Source organism: Wenyingzhuangia gracilariae, assembly GCF_056387575.1.
The window spans coordinates 1,308,086-1,331,743 of record NZ_CM150748.1 but is presented as its reverse complement, the minus strand read 5'-3'; the positions used below and the strand labels follow the sequence as shown (position 1 = coordinate 1,331,743).

Annotated in this window: 22 protein-coding genes and 1 tRNA gene; 13 read left to right on the top strand and 10 right to left on the bottom strand. The window is 31.5% G+C overall.

Going from position 1 to position 23,658, the window contains the following annotated elements; genetic code table 11:
- Positions 1–40 precede the first annotated feature (40 nt).
- From ACY2IJ_RS05800 to ACY2IJ_RS05790, 3 genes are all read left to right on the top strand, one after another.
- Positions 41–1,975, top strand: coding sequence for a hypothetical protein (locus ACY2IJ_RS05800; RefSeq protein ID WP_476726211.1), 1,935 nt, complete (start codon positions 41–43; stop codon positions 1,973–1,975).
- Positions 1,976–2,038: 63 nt separating this feature from the next.
- On the top strand, positions 2,039–2,419 hold the full coding sequence (locus tag ACY2IJ_RS05795) for a hypothetical protein (protein ID WP_476726210.1): 381 nt from the start codon (positions 2,039–2,041) through the stop codon (positions 2,417–2,419).
- A 3-nt stretch (positions 2,420–2,422) separates the two neighbouring features.
- Positions 2,423–3,532, top strand: coding sequence for an acyltransferase family protein (locus tag ACY2IJ_RS05790; protein ID WP_476726209.1), 1,110 nt, complete (start codon positions 2,423–2,425; stop codon positions 3,530–3,532).
- Positions 3,533–3,883: 351 nt separating this feature from the next.
- Here the strand turns inward: ACY2IJ_RS05790 and ACY2IJ_RS05785 are convergent, their stop codons facing one another.
- The 5 genes from ACY2IJ_RS05785 to ACY2IJ_RS05765 all read right to left on the bottom strand — a co-directional run bounded on the left by ACY2IJ_RS05785 (position 3,884) and on the right by ACY2IJ_RS05765 (position 8,266).
- On the bottom strand, positions 3,884–5,458 hold the full coding sequence (locus ACY2IJ_RS05785) for a choice-of-anchor I family protein (protein WP_476726208.1): 1,575 nt from the start codon (positions 5,456–5,458) through the stop codon (positions 3,884–3,886).
- 213 nt (positions 5,459–5,671) lie between these two features.
- On the bottom strand, positions 5,672–6,643 hold the full coding sequence (locus ACY2IJ_RS05780) for a type I phosphomannose isomerase catalytic subunit (protein ID WP_476726207.1): 972 nt from the start codon (positions 6,641–6,643) through the stop codon (positions 5,672–5,674).
- Positions 6,644–6,691: 48 nt separating this feature from the next.
- Complete coding sequence (locus ACY2IJ_RS05775; RefSeq protein WP_476726206.1) at positions 6,692–7,690, bottom strand: alpha/beta fold hydrolase; 999 nt, start codon at positions 7,688–7,690, stop codon at positions 6,692–6,694.
- Between the two features lie 158 nt (positions 7,691–7,848).
- Positions 7,849–8,130: a GIY-YIG nuclease family protein gene (locus tag ACY2IJ_RS05770; protein WP_476726205.1), complete on the bottom strand. Its 282-nt coding sequence runs from the start codon at positions 8,128–8,130 to the stop codon at positions 7,849–7,851.
- A 63-nt stretch (positions 8,131–8,193) separates the two neighbouring features.
- A tRNA-Phe gene (locus tag ACY2IJ_RS05765) sits at positions 8,194–8,266 on the bottom strand.
- Between the two features lie 100 nt (positions 8,267–8,366).
- On the opposite strand from ACY2IJ_RS05765, the gene ACY2IJ_RS05760 reads away from it, so the two are divergent.
- From ACY2IJ_RS05760 to ACY2IJ_RS05715, 10 genes are all read left to right on the top strand, one after another.
- Positions 8,367–9,110 carry a type III pantothenate kinase gene (locus ACY2IJ_RS05760; protein ID WP_476726204.1) on the top strand — a complete coding sequence of 248 codons (744 nt, stop codon included), beginning with the start codon at positions 8,367–8,369 and terminating at the stop codon, positions 9,108–9,110.
- Positions 9,091–10,359: a BamG family beta-barrel-assembly machinery protein gene (gene bamG, locus ACY2IJ_RS05755; protein WP_476726203.1), complete on the top strand. Its 1,269-nt coding sequence runs from the start codon at positions 9,091–9,093 to the stop codon at positions 10,357–10,359. Before ACY2IJ_RS05760 ends, bamG begins: the two co-directional genes overlap by 20 nt.
- A gap of 11 nt (positions 10,360–10,370) precedes the next feature.
- Complete coding sequence (locus ACY2IJ_RS05750; protein WP_476726202.1) at positions 10,371–11,729, top strand: hypothetical protein; 1,359 nt, start codon at positions 10,371–10,373, stop codon at positions 11,727–11,729.
- A 124-nt stretch (positions 11,730–11,853) separates the two neighbouring features.
- A complete protein-coding gene (lptC, locus tag ACY2IJ_RS05745) occupies positions 11,854–12,444 on the top strand; it encodes an LPS export ABC transporter periplasmic protein LptC (RefSeq protein WP_476726201.1) in 591 nt (196 codons plus the stop codon).
- Complete coding sequence (locus ACY2IJ_RS05740; RefSeq protein ID WP_476726200.1) at positions 12,437–12,622, top strand: hypothetical protein; 186 nt, start codon at positions 12,437–12,439, stop codon at positions 12,620–12,622. Before lptC ends, ACY2IJ_RS05740 begins: the two co-directional genes overlap by 8 nt.
- Before the next feature lie 5 nt (positions 12,623–12,627).
- Positions 12,628–13,884: a hemolysin family protein gene (locus ACY2IJ_RS05735; protein WP_476726199.1), complete on the top strand. Its 1,257-nt coding sequence runs from the start codon at positions 12,628–12,630 to the stop codon at positions 13,882–13,884.
- Between the two features lie 90 nt (positions 13,885–13,974).
- Positions 13,975–16,122: a peptidylprolyl isomerase gene (locus tag ACY2IJ_RS05730; protein ID WP_476726198.1), complete on the top strand. Its 2,148-nt coding sequence runs from the start codon at positions 13,975–13,977 to the stop codon at positions 16,120–16,122.
- Between the two features lie 82 nt (positions 16,123–16,204).
- Positions 16,205–17,311, top strand: a complete 1,107-nt coding sequence (prfB, locus tag ACY2IJ_RS05725) for a peptide chain release factor 2 (RefSeq protein ID WP_476726197.1) — start codon at positions 16,205–16,207, stop codon at positions 17,309–17,311.
- A gap of 12 nt (positions 17,312–17,323) precedes the next feature.
- On the top strand, positions 17,324–17,665 hold the full coding sequence (gene arsC / locus ACY2IJ_RS05720; protein WP_476726196.1) for an arsenate reductase (glutaredoxin): 342 nt from the start codon (positions 17,324–17,326) through the stop codon (positions 17,663–17,665).
- 30 nt (positions 17,666–17,695) lie between these two features.
- Positions 17,696–18,274 (top strand): pseudouridine synthase, encoded by a 579-nt coding sequence (locus ACY2IJ_RS05715; RefSeq protein WP_476726195.1) that lies wholly within the window; start codon positions 17,696–17,698, stop codon positions 18,272–18,274.
- Positions 18,275–18,357: 83 nt separating this feature from the next.
- On the opposite strand, the gene rlmD is transcribed toward ACY2IJ_RS05715, so the two are convergent.
- From rlmD to ACY2IJ_RS05690, 5 genes are read right to left on the bottom strand one after another with little or no spacing between them, the layout of a single operon-like run.
- Entirely contained in the window at positions 18,358–19,809 is a 1,452-nt protein-coding gene (gene rlmD, locus ACY2IJ_RS05710) for a 23S rRNA (uracil(1939)-C(5))-methyltransferase RlmD (protein WP_476726193.1), read from the bottom strand.
- 49 nt (positions 19,810–19,858) lie between these two features.
- Positions 19,859–20,314 carry a TspO/MBR family protein gene (locus ACY2IJ_RS05705; protein WP_476726192.1) on the bottom strand — a complete coding sequence of 152 codons (456 nt, stop codon included), beginning with the start codon at positions 20,312–20,314 and terminating at the stop codon, positions 19,859–19,861.
- Complete coding sequence (locus tag ACY2IJ_RS05700; RefSeq protein WP_476726191.1) at positions 20,307–20,888, bottom strand: YdeI/OmpD-associated family protein; 582 nt, start codon at positions 20,886–20,888, stop codon at positions 20,307–20,309. Before ACY2IJ_RS05700 ends, ACY2IJ_RS05705 begins: the two co-directional genes overlap by 8 nt.
- Positions 20,881–22,266 (bottom strand): TolC family protein, encoded by a 1,386-nt coding sequence (locus ACY2IJ_RS05695; protein WP_476726190.1) that lies wholly within the window; start codon positions 22,264–22,266, stop codon positions 20,881–20,883. The genes ACY2IJ_RS05700 and ACY2IJ_RS05695 overlap by 8 nt, the downstream gene beginning before the upstream one ends.
- Positions 22,266–23,654, bottom strand: a complete 1,389-nt coding sequence (locus ACY2IJ_RS05690; protein WP_476726189.1) for an HlyD family secretion protein — start codon at positions 23,652–23,654, stop codon at positions 22,266–22,268. Before ACY2IJ_RS05690 ends, ACY2IJ_RS05695 begins: the two co-directional genes overlap by 1 nt.
- Positions 23,655–23,658: the final 4 nt, after the last annotated feature.

Here is a 23,658-nt window from a genome sequence, read left to right as displayed (position 1 = left end):
AAAAGCTGTAAATAGCTTACATGAGCTTGAGGTATTCTTAATGTTGAAGAAACCTGGGAATTCCGCACAATCTTATCTTTTAATAACAGAAATAAAGAATAAAGAAACGATAGAGTTTAATTCCGAAACTAAATTGCCGCTACTCATTTCTGGAAAGATAAAAAAGCAAGGTAATTCATCTATTTATACCATTAAAATAGAAGCAAAGGAAACCATTTTCTTCAATTATAAACAAAGTATATTGGTAGGTAATACTAAGCATAAAGATAATTTGTTTTTAATGCCAGGGTTTTGGTATCGTCAAAATTTACGTTCGCCTAAAAAAGCACCTTCATTTCATACCTCTGACAGTTGGTTGGTTAGAGAAGATAGATTGAGTTCGCCATTAACAGGAGTTTTTAGTGAAGCAAATAAGACCTATTGCTTTGTGGCAAGACGAGATGATATAAAAAAATATGCATATAGTCAATTAAACCAAGGAGAAGTCATCCTATCTGGAGCGAATGATTTAGGATTTACTGGATTTGAAAATGTAGATGGAAAAACGAGTATATCGGTTGGTTTTCCTTATGTTGAAACACCAAAATCGTACATCAGAAAAAGTACATTGGCACCGTCAATTCATGCTTTTGAAAAATTAGAAAAAGGACAAATAAAAATATTGACTTGGGAAGTGAAAGAGGGGAAAGCCAAAGATTTTGCCGACTTCACAAAACAAGTTTGGGAATACGCATATGATACTTACGCTCCTAAAGAAATGAATACAAGTCATTCCATAGATTTTGTAAAAAGTACACTTTCTAATTTTTATAAAGAAAGTTATACCCAAACAGACGATTTAAATTATTACTCTGGAGTGCATTTACTTACCGAAAAAGGTGCAAAAAATGACCGTGCCGAAATAGGTTTTTTGGGTAGAGTACTGCTAAATGCTTTTTTTGCTTTAGAATATGCAGAGCAAAATAAGAATGAGATGTTAAAAGTCAATGCCAATAGTATTTTCGATTCTTATTTAAAAAATGGATTTACTTCTAACGGATATTTAAGAGAATCTATAAAATACAAAAATGTAACACAAAGTGATATTTATAGTATTCGTAGACAATCAGAGGGTATCTATGCTTTGCTACATTACTTGAAGTATGAAAAGAAGCAAGGAAGAAAGCATCCTGAATGGGAAAAACGTATAAAAGATCTATTGTCTAATTTAATCACACTTCAAAATGAAGATGGTAGTTTTCCAAGAAAATTTGATGATAACAACAATATTAAAGATGCAAGTGGTGGGAGCACACCTTCGGCAACACTTCCACTGGTAATGGCTTCTAAATATTTTAAAGATAAGACATATTTAAAGAGTGCAAAGAAAACAGGTGTTTATCTTGAAACTGAAATTATTTCACAATCAGATTACTTTTCGTCTACACTAGATGCTAATTGTGAAGATAAAGAAGCGTCTCTTTATGCATCAACCGCTATGTATTATCTGGCTTTAATTTCCAAAGGAAAAGAGAAAGCAAAATACACAGCTTTAGCTAAAAAAGCAGCCTATTTTGCTTTGTCTTGGTATTACACTTGGGATGTGCCATTTGCTCAAGGACAAATGTTAGGAGATTTAGGATTTAAATCTAGAGGGTGGGGAAATGTATCTACCGAAAACAATCATATAGATGTATTTATTTTTGAATTTGCCGATGTTTTATACGGATTGGCAGAAATGGAAAATGAACCACGTTTTTCAGAATTTGCAGATGTTATAAAATCAAGTATGACACAGCTTTTACCTTACTCAGGAAATATGTGTGGCATTTCAAAAATAGGATATTACCCAGAGGTGGTGCAGCACACCAATTGGGATTATGGTAAAAACGGTAAAGGATTTTATAACACGCATTTTGCTCCAGGTTGGACCGTTGCTTCCTTATGGCAGCTGTTAAGTAAGGGGAGTGCCGAAAAGTTTTTAAAAAGAAGATGACAGCGTAGCATACTATAAAAAAGCTAATTCAGTAAGAAGGTAACAAAACGTATAAACTTTTATTTGTTGTTGTGTATTGCGTGTGGTAACCAGTCAACCAATGTCTCTTTACATGAAAAACCAAATATTCTATTAGTTTTTACTGATGACCAAAAACAAAACACTATAAATACTTTAGATAATACAGAGATCATATTTGATTTAAAAGAAGATCCAGACGAAATAAATAATCTTATTAACGAAGCTGAATATTCAAATGTAAAAAACAAGCTATTTGTTTTATTGGAAGAAGAACGAAAAAGACTAGGTGATAACATAGATTTATTTCCAAAAGTATTAAAAGAAGCTAATTTTAACTATCCAAAAGAAAAATTTAAAACCCCTTTTGAAGCAGGAGAATTGGCACCAGATGACCTTACATACCAAAACAACAAAAAGAATTAAACCATGCAAGAACATAAAAATACTAAGAAACAACGTTTACTATCATTAGATACGCTTAGAGGCTTTGATATGCTTTGGATTGTTGGTGGAGATTTGTTTTTTCACGCTTTGGCAAAAAATACAGAATGGGCTTGGGCAGATGTTATGTCTAAGCAAATGCATCACAAGTGGAATGGGTTTCATTTTTTCGATTTAATATTTCCTTTGTTTATGTTCATCTCTGGGGTAGCTATTCCTTATGCTTTATTAAGTAAATTGGAAAAAGGTATTCCAAAGAGATCTTTGTATTTGAAAATTTTTAAAAGAGCCTTTGTTCTAGTGATTTTAGGAACTATTTACAACGGAGCATTGCAATTTGAATTTGGTTCTTTAAGAATTGCAAGTGTATTAGGTCAAATAGGTTTAGCTTATTTAATAGCTGCAATTATTGCGATAAACTATCGCTCATTAAAGGGAGTAATTTATTGGGTCTTAGGAATTGTAATAGGTTATGGAATATTACAATTATTTGTGCCTGTTCCCGGGTATGGAGCAGGTTTTTTTAGTCATCAGCAAGGTTGGAATGGTTACATAGACCGTTTAATGCTTCCAGGTAAATTATTAGGTAAATATGGAGATCCAGAAGGCATACTTTGTATAATTTCAGCTGTGGCAACAACACTTATGGGGGTGATAGCTGGATATGTTTTACGTACGGAAAAATATTTACCAAATAAGAAAGTGATTATTATGGTGGTCTCAGGGTTCATATTAATTGCGATTGCTTTAATTTTAAAACCATGGTATCCTATAATTAAATCACTATGGACATCAACCTTTAATCTGTTAACAGGAGGAATCAGTTTTATACTAATAGCTTTATTTTATCTGGTAATTGATGTTTGGAAATATCAGAAATGGACTTTTTTCTTCCGTGTTATAGGCTTAAACTCCATAACTATTTATATGGCGAATAAAATGATAGATTTTGAAACAACTTCAAATTTTGTGTTTGGAGGCTTTGCTAATTTATTTGGAGATTTAAAGCCTGTTGTAATTATAATTGGTGTTATTGTTTTGGAGTGGTATTTGCTTTGTTTTTTATATAAAAAGAACGTTTTTTTAAAGGTTTAATACCTTAGTGATAAGATTAGTTATTCTGAATAATAATCGTTCGTAACAAAAATTTATAATAATTAAAATTTAATAGGAGAATTGAAAAATAGAGGGGTGAAAATGATCAAGATACACCTTGGTTAGTAAGTGATGGAATGACTCCTTAATGGTTTAACTCAAATAGAAAGCCAACTAAAAATGCTAAAAGATGATAAGTTGAACCACGCATATGTTTTTAATTTTTTTGTAGGACATTAGAGGATTTTATTTAGAGAGGTATGGTAAAAAGATGGAGTAATTTAGAATAGAAACAAAAGGCTTTAGAAATATATTCTAAAGCCTTTTTTAAGAAGTATATAGGGAAATAACCTATTCAATTTCGTAAATAGCAATTGTACTAGATACTTCGTGCGTTGCTATCATTAAATAATTTCCTGTAGGGCTATCTGCCTTGTCTACAACTGTAATTCCTTCAGGAGAAATGTCGTTAGCATCGTATAACCATGTTACAAATTGTGGGTTTAAAGCATTGGTTACGTTGTAAACCAAAACACCACTAGTTCTTTCTAGTCCTACAAATAAAATTGTTTCATCACCTATTTTTAGCGTTTTTACAGCTTCAGGTTCTGCTCCTTTATCGTCAGATCTTCCATCTGCTTTTCCTTCATCTTGGTTAAATATAGAAGGAGCAAGAGTTAAAGTTTTTCTAGCAATTTCAGAACCAGAATCGTATACTCTTTCTCCGTTAGTGTTCCAAATAGAAAAAGAACGAGCTCCATATCCGTAAATTTGTTCGTATTTATCATCCTCATTTTTTCCATTAGCAGTTGTTATTTTTAAACGACCTAAGTTTTCGTCTTCTTGTAACCACTCTGCGTTTGGATATGCATTAGGATCTAATTCTATATCTTTTACTCTTTCTTCTTCTGAGTAACCATCATAATCTCTAGAATCACCTTCGTTAGCAGAAACAATGTATCCGTTTCCGTTTGATGTAAAATAGTCGATTGCATCTGGCATGTAGTAGCTTAATACGTTCCAGTTTTTTAAGTTACCAGCAATACCATCTTTATTAGAAGCATCTATTTCGTTTCCTGAAAGATTAAAATCTTTAACACCTAAACCAACTAACTTGGTAATTGTTTTAGAGTCTAAATCTACTATTGCCATTCCGTTGTTTTTTTGTAAGGCAACATAAGCGGTTTTAGAATCATCAGAAACAGCAACGTATTCAGGTTCTACGTCTTGTTGTAATGTAGCACCAGGACCAAATACTCTAAAGTCGTTTCCAGGGTTTGTTAAACCAGCAAATGATATTTGTGTAACATTACCGTTAGCAACTTCTACAATCGTAATAGAACCTTCAGGATCTACATCATAATCATCGTTAGGTTCTCCTTCGTTTGCAGAAATAATATATTTTCCATCAGGAGAAAAAGTAACCATATCAGGTAAAGCACCTGCAGCATATGATTGAATAGAAGCTTGTGTGCTTGTATTGTATGTTTCTATAGTTCCGTTAGCTTGTTTGTTTGTGTTTTCTACAGCTACTGCTAAAATACCGCTATGAACAGCTACAGAGTTTGGACTACCTGTTAAAGAAATAGAAGTTCCTTTTACAGGGTTTGTTACGTTCGATAAATCTAAAACAGAAATTTCATCTTCTTCTGGGTTTACAATAAATAATTTGTTGGTGGTAGGGTCAAAAGCAGAAATTTCAGCATAAGCTTCATCGTTTCCATTGGTAAAAGTACCTACTTTGTTAAAGCTCATTTGAGCAATTGTTTTTACGTTTTCAGCATCTTTTCCGTCTTTACCATTGGTACCATCAGCACCATTAGCTCCGTCTGTTCCATTAATACCATCTAAACCGTCCTCTCCACAAGAGATGAATGTAAAAGTCCCTAAAAGACCTAAAGTAAATAGTTTGAAAAATTTGTTCATTTTAAGTTAAATTTTGTTTGCTGCAAATAAAAAGGATTGCTGTTTAAAAAAAGTTAACTGTAGAACACTGTATTATTAACATTGTTTGGTAAAAACAATGTTTTTGTTAGTATAACATTATGTAAATGTGTATTTATGGCTAATTGTTGTTTTAAAGAAGGGAAATGAGAAAAACAAACGCTAAGGTGTATAGAGTTTATTTAAGTAAGTGTTTTATAAACTTACTTCTAGTACTGTGGCATTTTTAGAAATAAGATTAATTTTTTGAGTTGTAGCTGGTAGCAAAATTGTTTCGCCTTTGTTTACAAGACTATCATTTTGATTACATTCTATAGTAAAGCTACCTTCTACACACATATATATTACAAAAGAATCTAATAGAGAATAGTCTTTGGTTACTTTATCTGTTAATTTAATAATATTAGTGTTAAAGTAAGGAGAGTGTACTAAAGTTGTAGATTTGTTTTCTATTAAGTTGTATGATGTTTTATAATGATCTGCAACATTATAATCAATAGCATCTACGGCCAAATCTGTGTGCAGTTCGCGTTGCTTTCCTGTGGTGGTATCTACACGTTCGTAATCATAAATTCTGTAGGTAATGTCTGATGTTTGTTGAATTTCTGCAATTACCGTTCCAGCACCAATAGCATGGACTCTACCTGTTGGAATGTAAAAAGTGTCTCCAGGTTCAACTTTTTCGGTATTTAAAATATCTAAAACAGTTCCGTTATTTACGTGTTCTATGTATTCTTGTTGGGTTACTAATTTGTTAAAACCTACAATTAATTCTCCATCATTGTCAACATCCATAACATACCACATTTCATTTTTTCCAAAAGAATTATGACGTTCTTTGGCCAATTCATTACTAGGGTGTATTTGTATAGAAAGTGGAGTTTTGGCATCAATAAATTTGATAAGAATAGGAAAATCGTTTCCAAATTGTTTGTATACTTTATTCCCTACAAAATCTTCTTTATATGTTTTTATTAAATCTTTTAAAGATTTTCCTTGCAAAGGACCATTAGCAACTACAGATACATCTCCTTTTACATCTGAAATTTCCCAACTTTCACCAATATTATTTTTATTAGATTGTTTTTTAAAAGCATCAATTAGTTTTGTTCCTCCCCAAATACGTTCTTTTAAAATAGGGGTGAATTTAATAGGATATGCTTTCATTTCTTATTTGTTTTTATGGAGTGGAGCAAATATAATATTTCTAGCTATTTATTCTTTTTCTAAAAACAATTTTAAAGGTTTTATAAATTTAGGAAAACTTTCTATATGTGGTAAATGACCAATGTTTTTTATTTCTACCAATTCGCAGTTCGGAATTTTTTGTTGAGTTTGTTTGCCTAGCTTGTTGTAAAGTCCCATTTTACTTCTAGTTTTTTCTGAAACTAATGGTTTTCCCAAAGCAGTTCTATCTCTAGTACCGATAATTAATAGCGTAGGGCATTTTATGTTTTTAAATTCGTATAGCACAGGTTGTGTAAAAATCATATCATAGGTTAGGGCAGCGTTCCATGCTATTTTAGGATATTCAGAATTTAAGGTCCAGCCCGCTAAAAGATGTACCCATTGGTTGTATTCTTGTTTCCATTTACCATCGTAATAATTTTCTAGTTGGTATGATTTTATTTTGTCAGCTGTTTTTTTTAACTCTAGTTGATACCACCAATCTACGGTTTTATAAGGAACAACTAGTTTCCAATCTTCTAAACCAATAGGGTTTTCTAAAATTAATTTTTCGGTAACCTTAGGGTACATTAATGCAAATCTGGTGGCCAGCATTCCTCCCATGGAGTGTCCTAAAACTGCTGTTTTAGAAATATTAAGGTGATCTAATAGTAATTTTGTGTTTTTGGCCAATTCTTGAAAAGAATATTGAAAAGTATTTGGCTTAGAAGATTTTCCAAATCCAATTTGATCTGGAACAATTACTCGGTATCCTTCGGTTGTTAAAGATTCAATAGTAGTTTGCCAATAAGCACCGTTAAAATTTTTACCATGTAAAAGCACAATGGTTTTTCCGTTTTCTTTTTGTGGATGAATATCCATGTAAGCCATCTGTAATTCTTGTTGTTGTGTTTTTACAGGTAGGTGTTTAACTTTGTAAGGATATTCATAATTTTTGAGCATTATATCTAACCATTGAGGTTGGTTTTCTTGAGAAAAACTTAGTAAAGAGGAGAGTAGTAAGGCTAGTAGTAATTGAAATTTCATAATATTATTTTGATAGTATTTATTTATCAAAATCTGCACCAAAAACGTATTGATTTATATCTTTTGTTATTGATATATATAAAACAGAAAAACCACAACAATTAAGTTGTGGTTTTTAATGTGGTGCCTCCAGTCCCGAAGCATCGGGAGAACCAGGACTATTTTTTATTTAGAATATCAGGCAAGATATGTTGATTGTCAATAATTTTATAGATAAATTTTTTACTCTTCATTCGTTTTATAAAATTTTCAAGATATATAGCTTCAGTTTTGTCCTTTGTTTTAAAAGTTAGAGCTATTTGCCAGTCATTAGCTTTGGCTGTAAATGCTTTTGGGAACTTTTTATTTAGGTGTAATTGTAATCTAAAATTGATGTCAGAAGTTTCATCAATATAAAACCTGTTGAGTTGTTTGCTTTGAAGTATGTATAAAAAGTGCATTTTTATATAACAAGATACTATAAAAACAGAAAAACCACAACAATTAAGTTGTGGTTTTTAATGTGGTGCCTCCAGGAATCGAACCAGGGACACAAGGATTTTCAGTCCTTTGCTCTACCAACTGAGCTAAGGCACCATGCTTAACTTAGCGGTTGCAAATATATAACCTTTTTAATGTTTTGCAAACTTTTTGAATAAAAAATGTTGTTATCTTTGAGAAAGAAATTAATCAGGGTATGCATTTAATTATTGATGAAGGAAATTCGCTTGTAAAGCTTGCTGTATATAATCAAAATAAGCTTGTTGATTATAAGCAAGTTAGTTTTGAGGTTTGTGCAATTCACCTAAAAGATTGGTGTAAAGTTTATACTTTTAAGTCTGTTATTGTTTCTTCTGTAACCGATAAAATTTTAGATCTTTTTAATTCTTTACCCATTCAAAACAAAGTCGTTTTAACATATAAAACTCCAGTTCCTTTTAACAATTTATATAAAACACCCAACACGTTAGGAGTAGATAGAATTGCTTTGGTTATGGCTGCATATAATCAGTACCCTAAAAAAAACTGTTTGGTGATAGATGCCGGAACCTGTCTTACCTACGATTTTATAGATAAACAAGGAAACTACTTAGGAGGTGCTATTTCTCCAGGAATACAAATGAGGTTTAAAAGTATGCATGTGTTTACTAAAAAATTACCTCAATTATTTGTAAAACAAGATGTTGTGGCGTTAGAAGGAACAACTACAGAAGACTCTATGTATAGTGGTGTTTTAAATGGTATAGTGTTTGAGATAGAAGGAGCGATTAACTCTTATAAACAAAAATACGGGATTGTTAATATAATATTAACAGGAGGAGATGCGAAATTCTTGTATAAGCAATTAAAAAATAGCATATTTGTCAACCCAAATTTTCTGTTAGAAGGATTAAATGAGGTTCTAACATATCAAAATACAGATGAAGCAAAGCAAAAATAGTGTCTTAATATATTTTATATCCATTTTTTTATCTTGTCTATACGCGCAAGAAAAACAAGTATCTTCTTTACTTTCTAATTATGGTTTAGGAACCGTATTTTCAGAAGCAACCGTTGCCGAAAAAGCACAAGGAGATTTGTCTGTGATTAATAACAATACACAAGAGGTAGTTTCTATAGCCAACCCAGCATTGTTAAGTCATTTACAATTGACTTCTTTTTCTGTTTCGTTAGATGTATTAGGAGCAAATGTAGAAACCAACAAGAGTAATTTTTCTTCAAGTAGTATTTCATTATCAAACCTATCTTTGGGAATTCCTTTAGGTAGAAAAGGAGGTTTACTTGTAGGGTTAAGAGCAAATTCTGCAGTTGGTTTTGAAGTAGATAATAAAACGTCTTACGATTATAGCAATGGAGGAGTAAATCAGGTATATATATCTTTGGGATACGAAGTTATTGAAGGATTATCATTAGGAGGACAACTAAGTAAATATTTTGGAAAGACAGAAAAAAAACAAGCTTTTAAAGATGTAAGTCAAGCAACAGTCTATGACCAAAATTACAATGTTTCTGGAACTTCTGTAAAGTTAGGAGCGGAGTATACTTATAAAGTTTCCGAAAAGTTAGAGGCAACAATAGGAGCTACAGGTGTTTTAGCATATGATATTACAGCAACTGGAGATACAAAGTTTTATGAAGCAGTTGAGGGAGAAAAAAATATTTTTGGAGCTATAAGTAATACAACTCAACAACAACAAATAAGCGGATCTAAAAGCAATCCTTTTACGTCGGTATTTGGAGTAGGTTTGGGTGAAAAGAATCACTGGTTTTTAGGAGGTTCTTATCAAAATCAGAGTGCAATATCTTACTCAGGTAAAGTGTTTAGTCAAACATTATCACCATCTCAAGGAAATTCTGTTTCTTATGAAGCATCAAACAAAATAAGTTTAGGAGGTTACATCATTCCTAAAAAATATGCTCTTAAAAACTATTTTAACAGAGTGGCTTATAGAGCTGGTTTAAAATATGAAAATACAGGTTTGGTATTGAACAACAACAGTGTAAAAAATCTTGGCATGTCTTTTGGATTTGGTTTACCTGTAGGAAAAAGAATATCCTACTTAAATTTATCTTTTGAATTGGGTAGAGTAGGAGATGTTTCTAAAAACAACTATCAAGAAGAATACTTTAATGTGGGAATAGATTTCTCACTTTCGGATAAATGGTTTAACAAACGAGTAATTGACTAATAATAATCATAATGAAAACAAAACTAATCACACTAATTACAACCTTATTTTCGGTTTTTATTTTAACGGTACAGGCACAAGATGATTGTGCGTTAAAGTACAACATGTTAAAAACAGACATTAAAACAAAAAATTACGAATCGGCGTTAAAAAATTTAGAATACAGTTTAGACAACTGTGCCAATTTAACAGCCAATATTTATAAATATGGTGGAGGTTTAATTAACACAATGTTAAAAACAGCTACAGGAGAGCAAAAAACAAAAGTGATTGCTTTAGGAAACAAATTGTTTAAAAAACGTTTTGAATTCTACCCTAATGTAGACCCAGCTAAGGCACATAGTGATTATGCAGATTTTTTAGTAGATACAGAAGGAGATAAACAAGAAATCTACAGCCACTATGAGCAGGCTTTTAAAATAGATCCTACAAAGTTAGGTGTGGGTTCTATTATTTATTTCTTTAATGCAGTTGTAGAAAAAAATAAAGACCATAACTTACAGTTGGTATTTAATACATATGATGTTACTGTAGAGGCAATTAATAAAAAAGTAGAAGGATATTTAGAAATTGTACAAGAATTACAAGCTAAAGAAGATGCTGGTCAAACATTAATATCATCAGAAAAAAGAAAATTAAAAATTAGTAGTCAAAACTCTAAAGCATTAGGGCAAGTAGAAGGAATTTTAGATAAAAAAATAGAAGAAATTTCTACATGTGATTATTTAATACCTTTATACAAACAAGAGTACGAAGGACACAAAACAGATGTGCAATGGTTAACAAGAGCTATTAACCGTATGTTTAAAAAAGACTGTACACAAGATCCGTTGTATGCAGAGTTGGTTGGTCAATATCAAGAAGTAAATCCATCACCAGAAGCATCAGTATTGTATGCTGGTATTTTAATGGATAAAGGAGAAACAGTGAAAGCTATTGAGTTTTTTGAAAAAGCAATTGCTCAAGAAACAGATCCTACTAAAAAAGGTAAAAACTTATTAAAAGTAGCCAATATCTTTAAAAAGAGAGGACAAACAGCCAAAGCAGTAACATATGCTAAAAAAGCCATTGCTGTTAAGCCTAACTTAGGTAGAGCTTACACGTTAATAGCAACATCTTATGCAGGAGCAGCAAATAACTGTGGTAAAGATGAGTTTGAAAAACGTATGACTTATGTAGTTGCAGAAAGTTATGCTTTAAAAGCAGGTAGAGTAGATCCAAGTATTGGGGTGTATGCAGCAAACTTAGCAAGATCTTATAAAGCAAATCAACCAAGTAAAAAATTAGTGTTTAACAACGAGTTAGGATTAAAATCTGGAGATAACTATACGGTTAAATGTTGGATTAATGAAACAGTTAGAGTACCATAATAAGTACACTTTACAATAGATAAAAGCCAAAGATATTTCTTTGGCTTTTTTTATGAGCTAGTTTGTAAAAGAATAGAAACCATTAGAATTTATAATTATATATTTGTACTACATTTTATAGAGCATGCAACTAAAAAAGAATTGTACATTATATTTAAAGTATCCATTGTTATATGTGTTTATAATGATCTTTTTTTTGAGTTGTAAAAACTCATCAAAAGAAATAAACGATTTTTTAGCAGATCAAAACTTACCTATTGGAGTTGCAGAAAATATACACCATGTATATAAAGATTCAGGTAGGGTAACAAGCAGGTTAATAGCACCTGTACTGTGGGATTATACCAATAGAAAACTAAACCCTTATTCTGAATTTCCTAAGGGAGTAAAAATAGTTACCATAGATAGGATTACTAGAGATTCTGTAACTGTTACAGGAGATTATGCAATTAGTTATGATGCAACCCATTTTTCAGAAATTATAGGAAATGTTGTTGTTATCAATCATCAGAAAAACGCTACGCTAAATTCAGAGCAAATGTATTGGGATCAAAAAGAACAGTATTTTTTTACAAGTACTCCGTTTACTTTGTTTACAGAAAAAGACACTTTGCATGGAGTTGGTTTTGAATCTGATGGGAATTTAAATAATTGGATTTTAAATAATACAAACGGTAACTTTATTGTAGATAATCAAAAAGAAAAAAATGAATAAATTTTCAAAAATTATTGCGTGGGCATATTTAGTGGTAGGAATTGTGTTTGTGGTAGAAGTGTTTACCAATTGGAATACCGATAGACAAAAATCTTATGTTTCTTTATTTATGGCTGCTTTGGCTTTTTTTATGTTTATTTTTAAACGTAAATTTAGAAATAGGCGAATGGAAAAATAAACTCAATGGATATAGAATTTCTCATTATTATCATTTCAATATTACTATCTGCCTTTTTTTCTGGGTTAGAAATTGCTTTCGTATCTTCTAATAAATTGCAAGTTGCTTTAGAAAAGAAAAAGGAAGGATTAGCCTCTAGATTGTTAAGTAGATTAACACAAAAATCATCACGTTTTATTACCACTATGTTGGTAGGTAACAATATAGCGTTGGTTATTTATAGTTATTATATGGGAATTAAATTAGTGGCTGCTTTGCCAGAACCATTTAATAGTTCTTTATTGGTACAAACAATTATATCAACGTTGGTAATTTTAGTAACGGCAGAGTTTTTACCCAAAGCCATTTTTAGAGTGTATGCCAACGAAACCTTGCGCTTTTTTGCATTTCCAGCCTATATTTTTTATCTGTTTTTTTATCCTATTTCTGGAGTTATAAAAAACATATCAGACGGATTGTTAAAATTATTTTTTAACACCAAAGACGATGAAGAAGAATCGGACTTTAGTAAAGAGGAATTAGGACATTATATAGATAAACAATTAGAAACAGGTAAAAGTGATGATGTTATAGATTCTGAAATTCAGATTTTTCAAAACGCATTGAGCTTTAATTCGGTAAAAGCCAGAGAAATTATGGTGCCAAGAACCGATATTGAAGCAGTTGAAATTCATGAAAGAGTAAGTAAACTAAAACAAAGATTTGGCGACACTGGTTTTTCTAAAATTTTAATCTACAAAACATCGTTAGATGATATTGTTGGATATGTACATGCTTTTGAAATGTTTAAATTACCCAAAAACATAAAATCGGTACTGTTGCCTGTAGAATACATACCAGAATCTATGCTGATTAATGATGTTTTAAATGTAATGACCAAAAAACGAAGAAGTATTGCTGTCGTTATAGATGAGTACGGAGGAACATCGGGAGTAATTACAGTAGAAGATATAATAGAAGAATTGTTTGGTGAAATAGAAGATGAGCACGATAAAATAGCCTTAACAGATGAAAAAATTAGTGAAAATGAATATCATTTATCTGCAAGATTAGAGGTAAACTATTTAAATGAAGCTTACGAATTAAATATTCCAAAATCGGAATCTTACGAAACTTTAGGAGGGTATATTATAGAAAGCATAGAAGATATTCCTCAATTAGGAGAAGAGTTTGTAATGAATAATTTATACATTAAAATTATAAAAGTAAGCAATACTCATATAGAAGAAGTGTATCTAAAATCTAATTACGGAACAGAGTAAGTTTTTTTCTTTTAATTCCTTTCTTTTTGTTTTCTGATATCAATTGAAATTGTATTTTAGCGGACAATCAAAAATAATTACACATAATAAATGGCAATATTATCAAAAATCAGAGATCGTTCAGGATTTTTAATCATCGTTATTGGTTTAGCGATGTTTTCGTTCGTAGTAAGTCCAAAAGATATTATCGACTTTTTTAGCAATAAGAATAGCGATATTATAGGAGAAGTAAATGGTAAAGAAATTACTTACAAAGAATTTGCAACTAGAGTAGAAAATGCTAAAGCTCAAGGAGGGCAATCATCTTATGGTGCTTTAACTATAGAAAATATGGTTTGGAATCAACTAGTAAGTGAAAAAATTTACGAATCTAAACTAGAAGAAGCAGGGGTTATTGTAGGAGAAGGCGAAATATGGCAATCTATTATTACAAGCCCACAAGTAACAAACTCTCCTCAATTTAAAAATGCTCAAGGTGTTTTTGATGAAGATTTACTAAAAGAATACATTGCTAATTTAGAAGCAGATAAGTCTGAAAACGGTAGAACTAGCTTACAAGGATGGTTGAATTATGAAAAAGCTGTAAAGCAAAATTTATTAACTCAAGCATATAACGAATTAATAAATGTAGGTGTTACTGTTCAAGAACAAGAAGCAGTAAATGATTATGTGTTGAATAACACAAAAGTAACAGCAGACTATGTATATCTTCCTTTTGAATCTGTAGCAAATACAGAGGTTAAAGTAACTAAAGATGAAGTATCAAACTACATTAAAGAACATGCTAGTCTATATGAAACAGAAGAAACAAGAGATGTTAAATTGGTAAAGTTTTCTTTTCAAGCTTCTAAAGAAGATGAGGAAGAAATTAAGCAGAACTTAGCCAAGTTAATAGAAGATAAAGAAGAGTATAATAAAATTTCTAAATCAACAGAAGTTGTAAAAGGATTTAAGAACACAAAAGATGCTTATTTATTTGCTGATGAGGTAGGGTCTGATTTACCTGTAGAGAATAGATTTCAAAAAGAAAGTGAAATTCCAACGGTAATTAAAGAAGAAATTAAAAACGGACAATCAGGAACAATTGTAGGTCCTTACAAGTTTTCCAAGTATTACAAATTGACTAAAATTATAGATACCCAAAAATTACCTGATTCTGTAAAAGCAAGTCATATTTTAATCAGTTTTGTTGGAGCTCAAAGTGCACAACAAAATACTACAAGAACTATGGCTGATGCTCAAAAATTGGCAGACAGTATTTTAAACGTAGTAAAAAAATCTCCAAGAAAATTTGCAACCTTAGCAGAAAACTACTCTGTAGACCCAGGTTCTGCATCTAAAGGAGGAGATTTAGGATGGTTTGCATACAGAAGTATGGTTCCAGAATTTAGAGATTTTTGTTTTGAGAACAATAAAGGTGACATGGGGGTTGTTAGAACTAATTTTGGATACCACATTATTAAAATAGAAAATCAAAAAGACTTCAATCAAGCTTATAAGTTAGCTACTATTTCAAGAAAAATAGAAGCCTCTGAAACTACAGAAAACAAAACTTTTGAACAAGCTGAATTGTTTGCAAATGCATTAAGAAACGGAGAAGATTTTGAAACTTTGGCAAAAGAAAAAGGATATGCTATTAGTCCTGTAAACGGATTAAAAGCCATGGATGTATATGTTGGATCTGTAGGAGAAAACAGAAGAATTGTAAAGTGGGCTTTTGATGAAGAAACAGAATTAAATGCAACCAAACGTTTTGATTTAGATGAAAAAGGATATGCTGTAGTTAGCTTATCAGGAAAACAAAAGAAAGGATTAAAATCTGCTACAACAGCATTTAGTCAAGTAGAACCTATTTTAATAAAAGAAAAGAAAGCCGCTATTTTAAAAGCAAAAATGGAAGCGAATAGTTTAGAAGCTATAGCAAAAGCAAACAATGTAGAAGTAAGTTCTTTTAGCAATGTAACTGTAGGAGCTCCTACAATTCCATCTGTAGGAATAGAACCAGCCGTTGTAAGTACAGCTTCTGTAACAGCATCAAATAGTTTGGTAAAAGAAATAGTAGGAAATAAAGGAGTATTTGCAGTAGTAACTAAATCTGTAAACCAACCAACTAAAGAAGAAGCAAAAGCAAATGTAGAAGGTGCTTCTGATCAGTTAAAATCAGTAGTGTCTAGACAATTGTTTACAGCGTTAAAAGAAAACGTAGAAATTAAAGATTACAGAGCTTCTCGTTATTAATAGTTGAAAAAATAAAATCAAAAAAAGAGGCTTTAGAGCCTCTTTTTTTGTACCCATAATCAAGCTTTCATACCTTTGTTATATGATTACTCAAGAACAACTACACAAATTGGCTAATAGAGTGGCCAAGTTAAAAGAATATTTAGAGATTGATAAAAAACTGATTGAAATTGCCAATCAAGAAGAAAAATCTTTAGCTCCTGATTTTTGGAATAATCCAAAAGAAGCAGAAGCACACATGAAAGTTTTAAGAGGTTTAAAAAAATGGGTAGCAGATTATAAAAATGCTCAAACTCTTGTAGATGATTTAGGTGTTACGTTAGAGTTTTATAAAGAAGGCGAAGCAACAGAAGAGGAAGTAAATGAACTTGAAGAACAAACCTTAAGCATAATAGAAGACATAGAATTTAGAAATATGCTTTCTGAAGAGGGAGACGAAATGAGTGCTGTATTGCAAATTACTGCAGGAGCAGGAGGAACAGAAAGTTGCGATTGGGCTTCTATGCTATTACGTATGTACACCATGTGGTGTAACAAACAAGGTTTTAAAATTAAAGAACTAAACTTACAAGATGGTGATACAGCCGGAATTAAAACCGTAACAATTGAGATAGAAGGAGAGTTTGCTTTTGGATATTTAAAAGGTGAAAACGGAGTACATAGATTGGTAAGAATTTCTCCGTTTGATAGCAATGCAAAAAGACATACATCATTTGCTTCTGTATATGTTTATCCTTTGGTAGATGATTCAATTGAAATTAAAATAGACCCATCAGAATATACATTTGAAACTATGAGGGCTAGTGGTGCAGGTGGACAAAATGTAAACAAGGTAGAAACAGCGGTTCGTTTACGTCACCACCCTACGGGAATTATTATTGAAAATTCAGAAACACGTTCTCAGTTAGACAATAAAACCAAAGCGATGCAATTGTTAAAATCTCAATTGTATGAATTAGAATTGCAAAAGAAAATGGCCGCTCGTACTGAAATTGAAGCCAATAAAATGAAAATAGATTTTGGATCTCAAATACGCAACTATGTAATGCATCCTTATAAGTTGGTAAAAGATGTTAGAACTGCTTACGAAACAGGAAATGTAGATGCAGTTATGAATGGAGATATTGACGGTTTCTTAAAATCATATTTAATGAAGGCAGGACAACCAGAAACTAAAAATGAATTGTAATACAAAAGTAAAATGATCAAAATATATCACAATCCACGTTGTACAAAAAGCAGACAAGGAGTTGCTTTTTTAGAAGCTAAACATCTAGATTTTGAAGTGGTAAAATATTTAGAAGATAACTTTACTGTTGAAACGTTAACAGAAGTTATAAGTCAATTAGGAATTAAACCTATAGAATTGGTTCGAAAAACAGAAGCTGTTTGGAAAACAGAATTCAAAGGAAAAGAGTTAACTGACACTGAAATAATAACAGCAATGGTACAAAACCCAAAATTAATTGAGAGACCAATTGTTGTTCATCATAATAAAGCGGTAATAGCAAGACCTACAGATAAAATAGAAGAGGTTTTGTAAAAAATCCTTGTCTAAATAATTTACATCTAAATGCACAGACATTTTTTAATACACAAACCATACGGATACATTTCTCAATTTACAAGTGCCGAAAAAAATGCTCATAAAAAAAAGTTTTTAGGTCATTTATATACAGTACCTAATCAAACAATGGCAATTGGTCGGTTAGATGAACCTAGTGAAGGTTTGTTGCTTTTAACAACTGATGGTAAAGAAAGTGAAAGAGTACGTTCTAAAAGTGTAGAAAAAGAATATTATGTACAGCTAGATGGTATTATTGATCAAGCAGCTATTGAGATACTTAGAAAAGGAGTAGAAATAGGAGTAGACGGAAAAAAATACCAAACTTTACCATGTGCTGCTAATTGTATAAATATTCCCTTAAATCTACCTTATAGAAGAAAAAAAGTAAGAGATGATCGGCATGGACCTACAAGCTGGGCAAGTATTGTTATTACAGAAGGAAAGTTTAGACAAGTAAGAAAAATGTTTTCTGCTGTTGGGTTTCCTGTTCTAAGATTGATTCGTGTACGAATTGGAAACATGCATTTGCATCAAATACCAAAAGATGGAATTTTAGAAGTAAAAGAGTTCTGTTTAGACAAATAGATTCTACTAAATTCGCGTAAATATCAAATAAAAAAAGCCTCACAAATTGTGAGGCTTTCCGAACTGGGAGGTTCTATGTGCTTTTATTTTTCAAAAAGCACAATGCTTTCTATATGAGCAGTGTGTGGAAATTGATCGACCAAACTCATTTTGCTAATTTTATAACCAGCTTGTCTCAAAATTTCTGTATCTCTAGCTTGTGTGGCTGGGTTACAAGATACATAAACCATTCTACTAGCTCCAATTTTAATTACTTTGTCTAATGTTTTAGGAGCAATACCAGCACGTGGCGGATCTAAAACAATAGTTTCTATTTTTCCTTTGTATTGTGGATATTCTACTAAAAACTTACCCACATCTGCAGCGTAAAAATCAACACCTGTTATGTTATTTCTTTCTGCATTTTTTCTAGCATCTATAATTGCTTCTTCAACAATATCTACCCCAATAATTTTAGTGTCTGTAGTTTTAGAAGCTAATATTTGACCAATAGTTCCGGTTCCACAAAACAAGTCCATTACTATTTTTCCGTTCACCGTTTCTGCTTTTTCCAAAGCATAATCTATGACTTTGCTGTATAGTTTTTCGGCAGATTTTGGATTGGTTTGAAAGAAACTTTTCATAGAAATTTCAAAATTCAATCCCAATAAGTTTTCTACAATGCTAGCTTGCCCAAACACCAATTTTTCTTGACCGGTTACAGCCAAGGTTCTGTCACCAATTTCATCGTTTGTGGTGTGAATTAGTCCTGCAATTCTGTTTCCAAACAACTCTTTTAACAAGGTAACAAATCCATCCATATCAAAATGAGATATTTGTGGAGAAGTGGTTACCAAGTTACATAGAATTTGGTTGGTCTTGTAACTTTTACGAATCACAAAATAACGGAAAAAGCCTTTTTTTTGTGGTGCGTGCCATGGTTCTAAACCAGTATTGATGCAAAATTCACGAATGTCTTTTAGTTTGTTTTCTACTTCCGCATCAAACAAACCAGAATCTTTATCTAAATTTTCTGCACACCACCAAGTTCCTCTTTTTTTAAACCCCAAAGCAAATTCATCAACATCTGTTTTTTGTTCAAAATCATAACGAATGGCAGAAAAACCATATTCCATTTTATTTCTGTAATGGAATACTTCTGACGATGCAATAAATTCATCAAACAAGTTCTCTATATTGTCTACTTTACCAATACGTTTAAACAATTCTAAAGTGCTTTGCTTTTTGTATTGATGTTGTATGTCTATAGGTAATTTAATGTAGGGAGCACCTGGTATGGCTTGAAAAGGAACCTCTACTTCTTGGTCCGATGGTGATAAAACTTCAAACAATTTGGCTTCAGCATATCGTTTGCTTGTTTTTTTAATTTGACATTTTACCGTTTGACCTGGCAAAGTATTGGGTACAAATACTACAAATTCTCCTTCTTCGTTTCTTATTCTTCCAATTCCTTTTCCTCCAAAGGCATAGTCTTCTATAGTAATAGAGATAATTTCACCTCTTTTTACAAATTTGTTTCGTTCTCTTCTTGGCATGGGGCAAATTTACTTTTTTATTGTGATTATAAAGCCTAGCCTGTAAAAATTAATTCATGAACACAATGTAGGCATTTAAAGAAGTAGCTATTAGTAGCCAAATAAAGTAAGGAGCTATTAAAATCGATTTTAGTTGTAGTTGCTTGTGGTAGTTGTACAAAAAGTAGCTAACTACTGTGGTTAATAATGTAATGGTTATTAAACCTAAGAGATCTAAATGATAATAGAAAAATAGCGGATTCCATACTACGTTTAAAATCCACTGAATAGCATACCAACGTACTATTTTTTTAGAGGAAACCAAAGGGTATAAAAAAGCCATATAAATTGCAAAACAAATCATAATAAAAGACCAAGCAATACCAAACATATAGCCTGGTGGTGTCCAAGGTGCTTTGTTAAGTGTAGTGTACCAATCAGAATTTACTCCAGCTTTGGTAAACAAACCACCAAGAGCTAAAGCTGTAAAATTGATAATTAAAAACAAGGTAACTCTTTTAATCATTGTTTGGTTGTTTTGGGTTGTTGGTTAGTTTGTATACGCATTCTTTAATGCGTTTTTGTCTTGTATCGGCTCTTTTTGCAGATACAATGTTGTATAATATAAGTTTACGAGCAGATTTGCTAAGGCTTAAAAACAACTCTTTTGCATTGGAATGTTTTTTTAAAGCAACATCTAAATCAGGAGGAATAATAAGCGCTTCTACAGCATCTAAAATTGTCCAAGATCCGTTTTCTTTAGCTGTTTTAACACTTTTAAAACCTGCGGGTTTCATTAAACCTTGTTGTGTTAGTGCTTTAACTTTGTCTTTGTTAACTTTAGACCAATTACTTTTTGGTTTTCTTTTGCTAAAATATTGCTTATATGTTTCGGTATCAATTGTTTTTTTAACGCTGTCAATCCAACCAAAACACAATGCTTCATCTACAGCTTCACTCCATGTAAGGTTAAGAGTTTTAGATCTTTTTTTGTGAAAAATTAACCAAATAAAATCTTTTTCATGGTGATTTTCTACAAGCCACTGTCTCCATTCTTGCTTATTTGCAGGATAAAATTCAGTAGCTTTAGCATTAGTCATTTGGAATAATATTATTGGTTAATAACAAATAATCTAAATAGTTGGTAATTAATTTGTTTTGAGTACTTAATAATTTTAATTCAGATTCTATTAGTTTTTCTTGTCTTTTGTTAATTAAAAAAAGTGAACTTTCTCCATAATTAAACCTAGTGCTTTCGGCATCTAATAATTTCTTATAACCGTTAATGTTTTGTTCTAGCAAACCAATTTGCTTAGACAATGCAATTTGATTTTGTTGATTGGCTATAATTTTATTCTGAACTTCTGTTTTTTTGTAAGCTATTTCGTAATTAATTTCTTCTACTTTGTATTTGCTTTCTCTGTATTTTCCTCTTTGAGTTCTAAATAATAAAGGCACTGTTAAACTAGCTCCCCATTTGTAATTATCTACATCAAAATTAGGGCTTACGTTGGTGTTGTCTGTATAAAGTAGTTGGTTGTATTTTACTTTTAATTTGGGTTTTAGTTTTTCTCTATTTAGTTTTTGTTTTAATAACAATACCTCTTTCTTACCTATTTTTTCGGCAATAGCAGGAATACTGTCTAGATTGCTAACTAAAGTAATTGATGATTGCTTGGTTGCAATTGTTGCAGATTCTGGTTCTATACTAGGTTTTAAACCTATAGGCATATTATCTAGCCATAAATTGTTTTCAACTTTTAATCTTTTTTCAATTAACAACTGTTTGTATTTAATAAGGTCTATGTTGCTGTTTTGCAAGTAAACATTTGCTTCTAGTGTATCTATACTTGTTTTTTCGCCGTTGGCCAATGCACTTTTGGTATTGTTTAAATACAACTGACTTAATTGTAAGTTTTGTTCCATTATTTTATAAATACCAGTGTACTGTTGCCATTCTGCATAGGCTACAGATGCATTGTAAATAAGTTGGTTTAATAGCTGTTGCTGCTGGTTTTTGGCAATTTGCTGATAAACTTTTGCTTGTTGTAATGCTGTTCTTCGGGTGTTGGTAAGCAAACCTTGTAGAACATCTACCTCTAAGCCGGCACTCCACAAACCACTTCCTGTTGTTTTGTTTTCAGGGTTTAGGTATGTACCAGAATTGTTGTCAAATCCCCCTGTAATATTTACTCCAATTGGAGTGGGAATGGTTATTTTGTTTTTAAAAATGGTGTAATATTCTTTGTCTTTAAAATCTTTTTGATCAATTTTAGAAACAAGACTTGGATCAAATTCTCCTTTGGCAGCTAGCAATTGAGCTTTGGCTACTTTTTCTTTTAACAAAGCACTTTTGGCTATTGGGTGTTCGTTTATAATATTAAAAATATATTCTCTGTAAGACAATATACCATTGTTGCTTTGTGCAAAGGAGTTGTATGAGATCAATAGAATAAGGAGGCAAATGGTTTTCTTCATTATTTTACTGATTTTATTGGAGCTTTCTTTTTTACTTCTTCAGACTCTCCGCTTTGTTTTTCTTCTCCGGATCTATAAAAATCTGGTGGGAATCCGTTTAGGTTTCTCCACAATTCATACCAAATAGGTACATCGTTTAATAAAATAAAGGTATAAGTTCCTGTACCTACTCTTAAGTTTTCTGGCCATTCTTTACTAGTTTCATCGGGTGAAATTAACACTCTATATTTTCCGTTTTCACTAATGTGTTGATCGATGGCAAAAATTTTCCCTGAAAAAATTCCGGTAGATTTTTCTGGCCATCCGCTAATCACCAAAGCAGGCCAACCATCAAAGCGCAATCGGGTATGATCGCTAATTTTTAATAAGGGTAAGTCTTGAGGTTTTACATATACTTCCACAGCCAAATCATAATCAGCAGGCATAATGGTTAAAATGTCTGTTCCTTCTTTAATTAACTGTCCTGTTCCTTTTTTGATGGTTTTGGTAATGTATCCGTTGGTAGGAGCAGTAATGTAGTAAAGTCTTTGTCTTTGCTGGTAATTACTTAATTGATTTTTTAGTTTAGAGGTGTTAGAGGTGGCTTCTAACTTAGCAGATAAGGCACTTTGAATATCGGAATTGGTTTTGGATATTTTTTGATTGTAATCTTGCTCTGTAGATGCCAATTCTAATTTGTAATTGATATACATGTTTTTCTGATTCTCTAACTTGTTTTGTTGAGAAAGAAATTTAGCATAAGCCTCTTGTTGTTTTAGTTCCTTTTCTTGTAAATCGGATAGTGATTTTAAACCTTGAGAATGCAATTCTTTGGTTCTGTTGTATTGATTGATAGCAATATTGTATTTTATTTTATAGGCATTTAAATCAATACTATCAATATTAATTTTGTTTTGGGTCTGAATAATTTTATTTCTAACCTGCTCTAGTTTTAACAATCTACTTTCTTTTATAGAAGCCAATTGGGCTTTAAGTGCAATTACTTTATCATCGTAAGATGTAATACTTTCGGATTTTGCATTTACTTGTTCTTGTGTTCTAGAAATTAAGTTAGGATCAAAATAATCGTTTTTAACTTCTGTTATGTAGATAAGTGTATCTCCTTTATGAACAAAGTTCCCTTCTCTTACATACCATTTTTCTAATCTTCCAGAAATAATAGATTGTACAGGCTGTGGTCTTTGTTCTGGCAATAAAGTAGTTACATACCCTTTTCCTTTAATGTTCTGAGTCCACGGTACAAATAGCACAATTATTAAAATTAACAAAAGCCCCATACCATAGTAGAATCTTTTTTGAGAGTAGTCTTTTTTATTTAAGAATTGGTACGATTTAAAACTATCAAGTTTGATCATACTCCTGATGCTGTTTTCAGATATATTTAACATAGAC

Bases quoted from the DNA above. Each gene is read 5' to 3' on its own strand.
- ACY2IJ_RS05800 (WP_476726211.1), top strand. From the start codon at position 41: ATGTTGAAGAAACCTGGGAATTCCGCACAATCTTATCTTTTAATAACA.
- ACY2IJ_RS05790 (WP_476726209.1), top strand. From the start codon at position 2,423: ATGCAAGAACATAAAAATACTAAGAAACAACGTTTACTATCATTAGAT.
- ACY2IJ_RS05785 (WP_476726208.1), bottom strand. From the start codon at position 5,458: ATGAACAAATTTTTCAAACTATTTACTTTAGGTCTTTTAGGGACTTTT.
- ACY2IJ_RS05780 (WP_476726207.1), bottom strand. From the start codon at position 6,643: ATGAAAGCATATCCTATTAAATTCACCCCTATTTTAAAAGAACGTATT.
- ACY2IJ_RS05775 (WP_476726206.1), bottom strand. From the start codon at position 7,690: ATGAAATTTCAATTACTACTAGCCTTACTACTCTCCTCTTTACTAAGT.
- ACY2IJ_RS05770 (WP_476726205.1), bottom strand. From the start codon at position 8,130: ATGCACTTTTTATACATACTTCAAAGCAAACAACTCAACAGGTTTTAT.
- ACY2IJ_RS05760 (WP_476726204.1), top strand. From the start codon at position 8,367: ATGCATTTAATTATTGATGAAGGAAATTCGCTTGTAAAGCTTGCTGTA.
- bamG (WP_476726203.1), top strand. From the start codon at position 9,091: ATGAAGCAAAGCAAAAATAGTGTCTTAATATATTTTATATCCATTTTT.
- ACY2IJ_RS05750 (WP_476726202.1), top strand. From the start codon at position 10,371: ATGAAAACAAAACTAATCACACTAATTACAACCTTATTTTCGGTTTTT.
- lptC (WP_476726201.1), top strand. From the start codon at position 11,854: ATGCAACTAAAAAAGAATTGTACATTATATTTAAAGTATCCATTGTTA.
- ACY2IJ_RS05740 (WP_476726200.1), top strand. From the start codon at position 12,437: ATGAATAAATTTTCAAAAATTATTGCGTGGGCATATTTAGTGGTAGGA.
- ACY2IJ_RS05735 (WP_476726199.1), top strand. From the start codon at position 12,628: ATGGATATAGAATTTCTCATTATTATCATTTCAATATTACTATCTGCC.
- ACY2IJ_RS05730 (WP_476726198.1), top strand. From the start codon at position 13,975: ATGGCAATATTATCAAAAATCAGAGATCGTTCAGGATTTTTAATCATC.
- prfB (WP_476726197.1), top strand. From the start codon at position 16,205: ATGATTACTCAAGAACAACTACACAAATTGGCTAATAGAGTGGCCAAG.
- arsC (WP_476726196.1), top strand. From the start codon at position 17,324: ATGATCAAAATATATCACAATCCACGTTGTACAAAAAGCAGACAAGGA.
- ACY2IJ_RS05715 (WP_476726195.1), top strand. From the start codon at position 17,696: ATGCACAGACATTTTTTAATACACAAACCATACGGATACATTTCTCAA.
- rlmD (WP_476726193.1), bottom strand. From the start codon at position 19,809: ATGCCAAGAAGAGAACGAAACAAATTTGTAAAAAGAGGTGAAATTATC.
- ACY2IJ_RS05705 (WP_476726192.1), bottom strand. From the start codon at position 20,314: ATGATTAAAAGAGTTACCTTGTTTTTAATTATCAATTTTACAGCTTTA.
- ACY2IJ_RS05700 (WP_476726191.1), bottom strand. From the start codon at position 20,888: ATGACTAATGCTAAAGCTACTGAATTTTATCCTGCAAATAAGCAAGAA.
- ACY2IJ_RS05695 (WP_476726190.1), bottom strand. From the start codon at position 22,266: ATGAAGAAAACCATTTGCCTCCTTATTCTATTGATCTCATACAACTCC.
- ACY2IJ_RS05690 (WP_476726189.1), bottom strand. From the start codon at position 23,654: ATGTTAAATATATCTGAAAACAGCATCAGGAGTATGATCAAACTTGAT.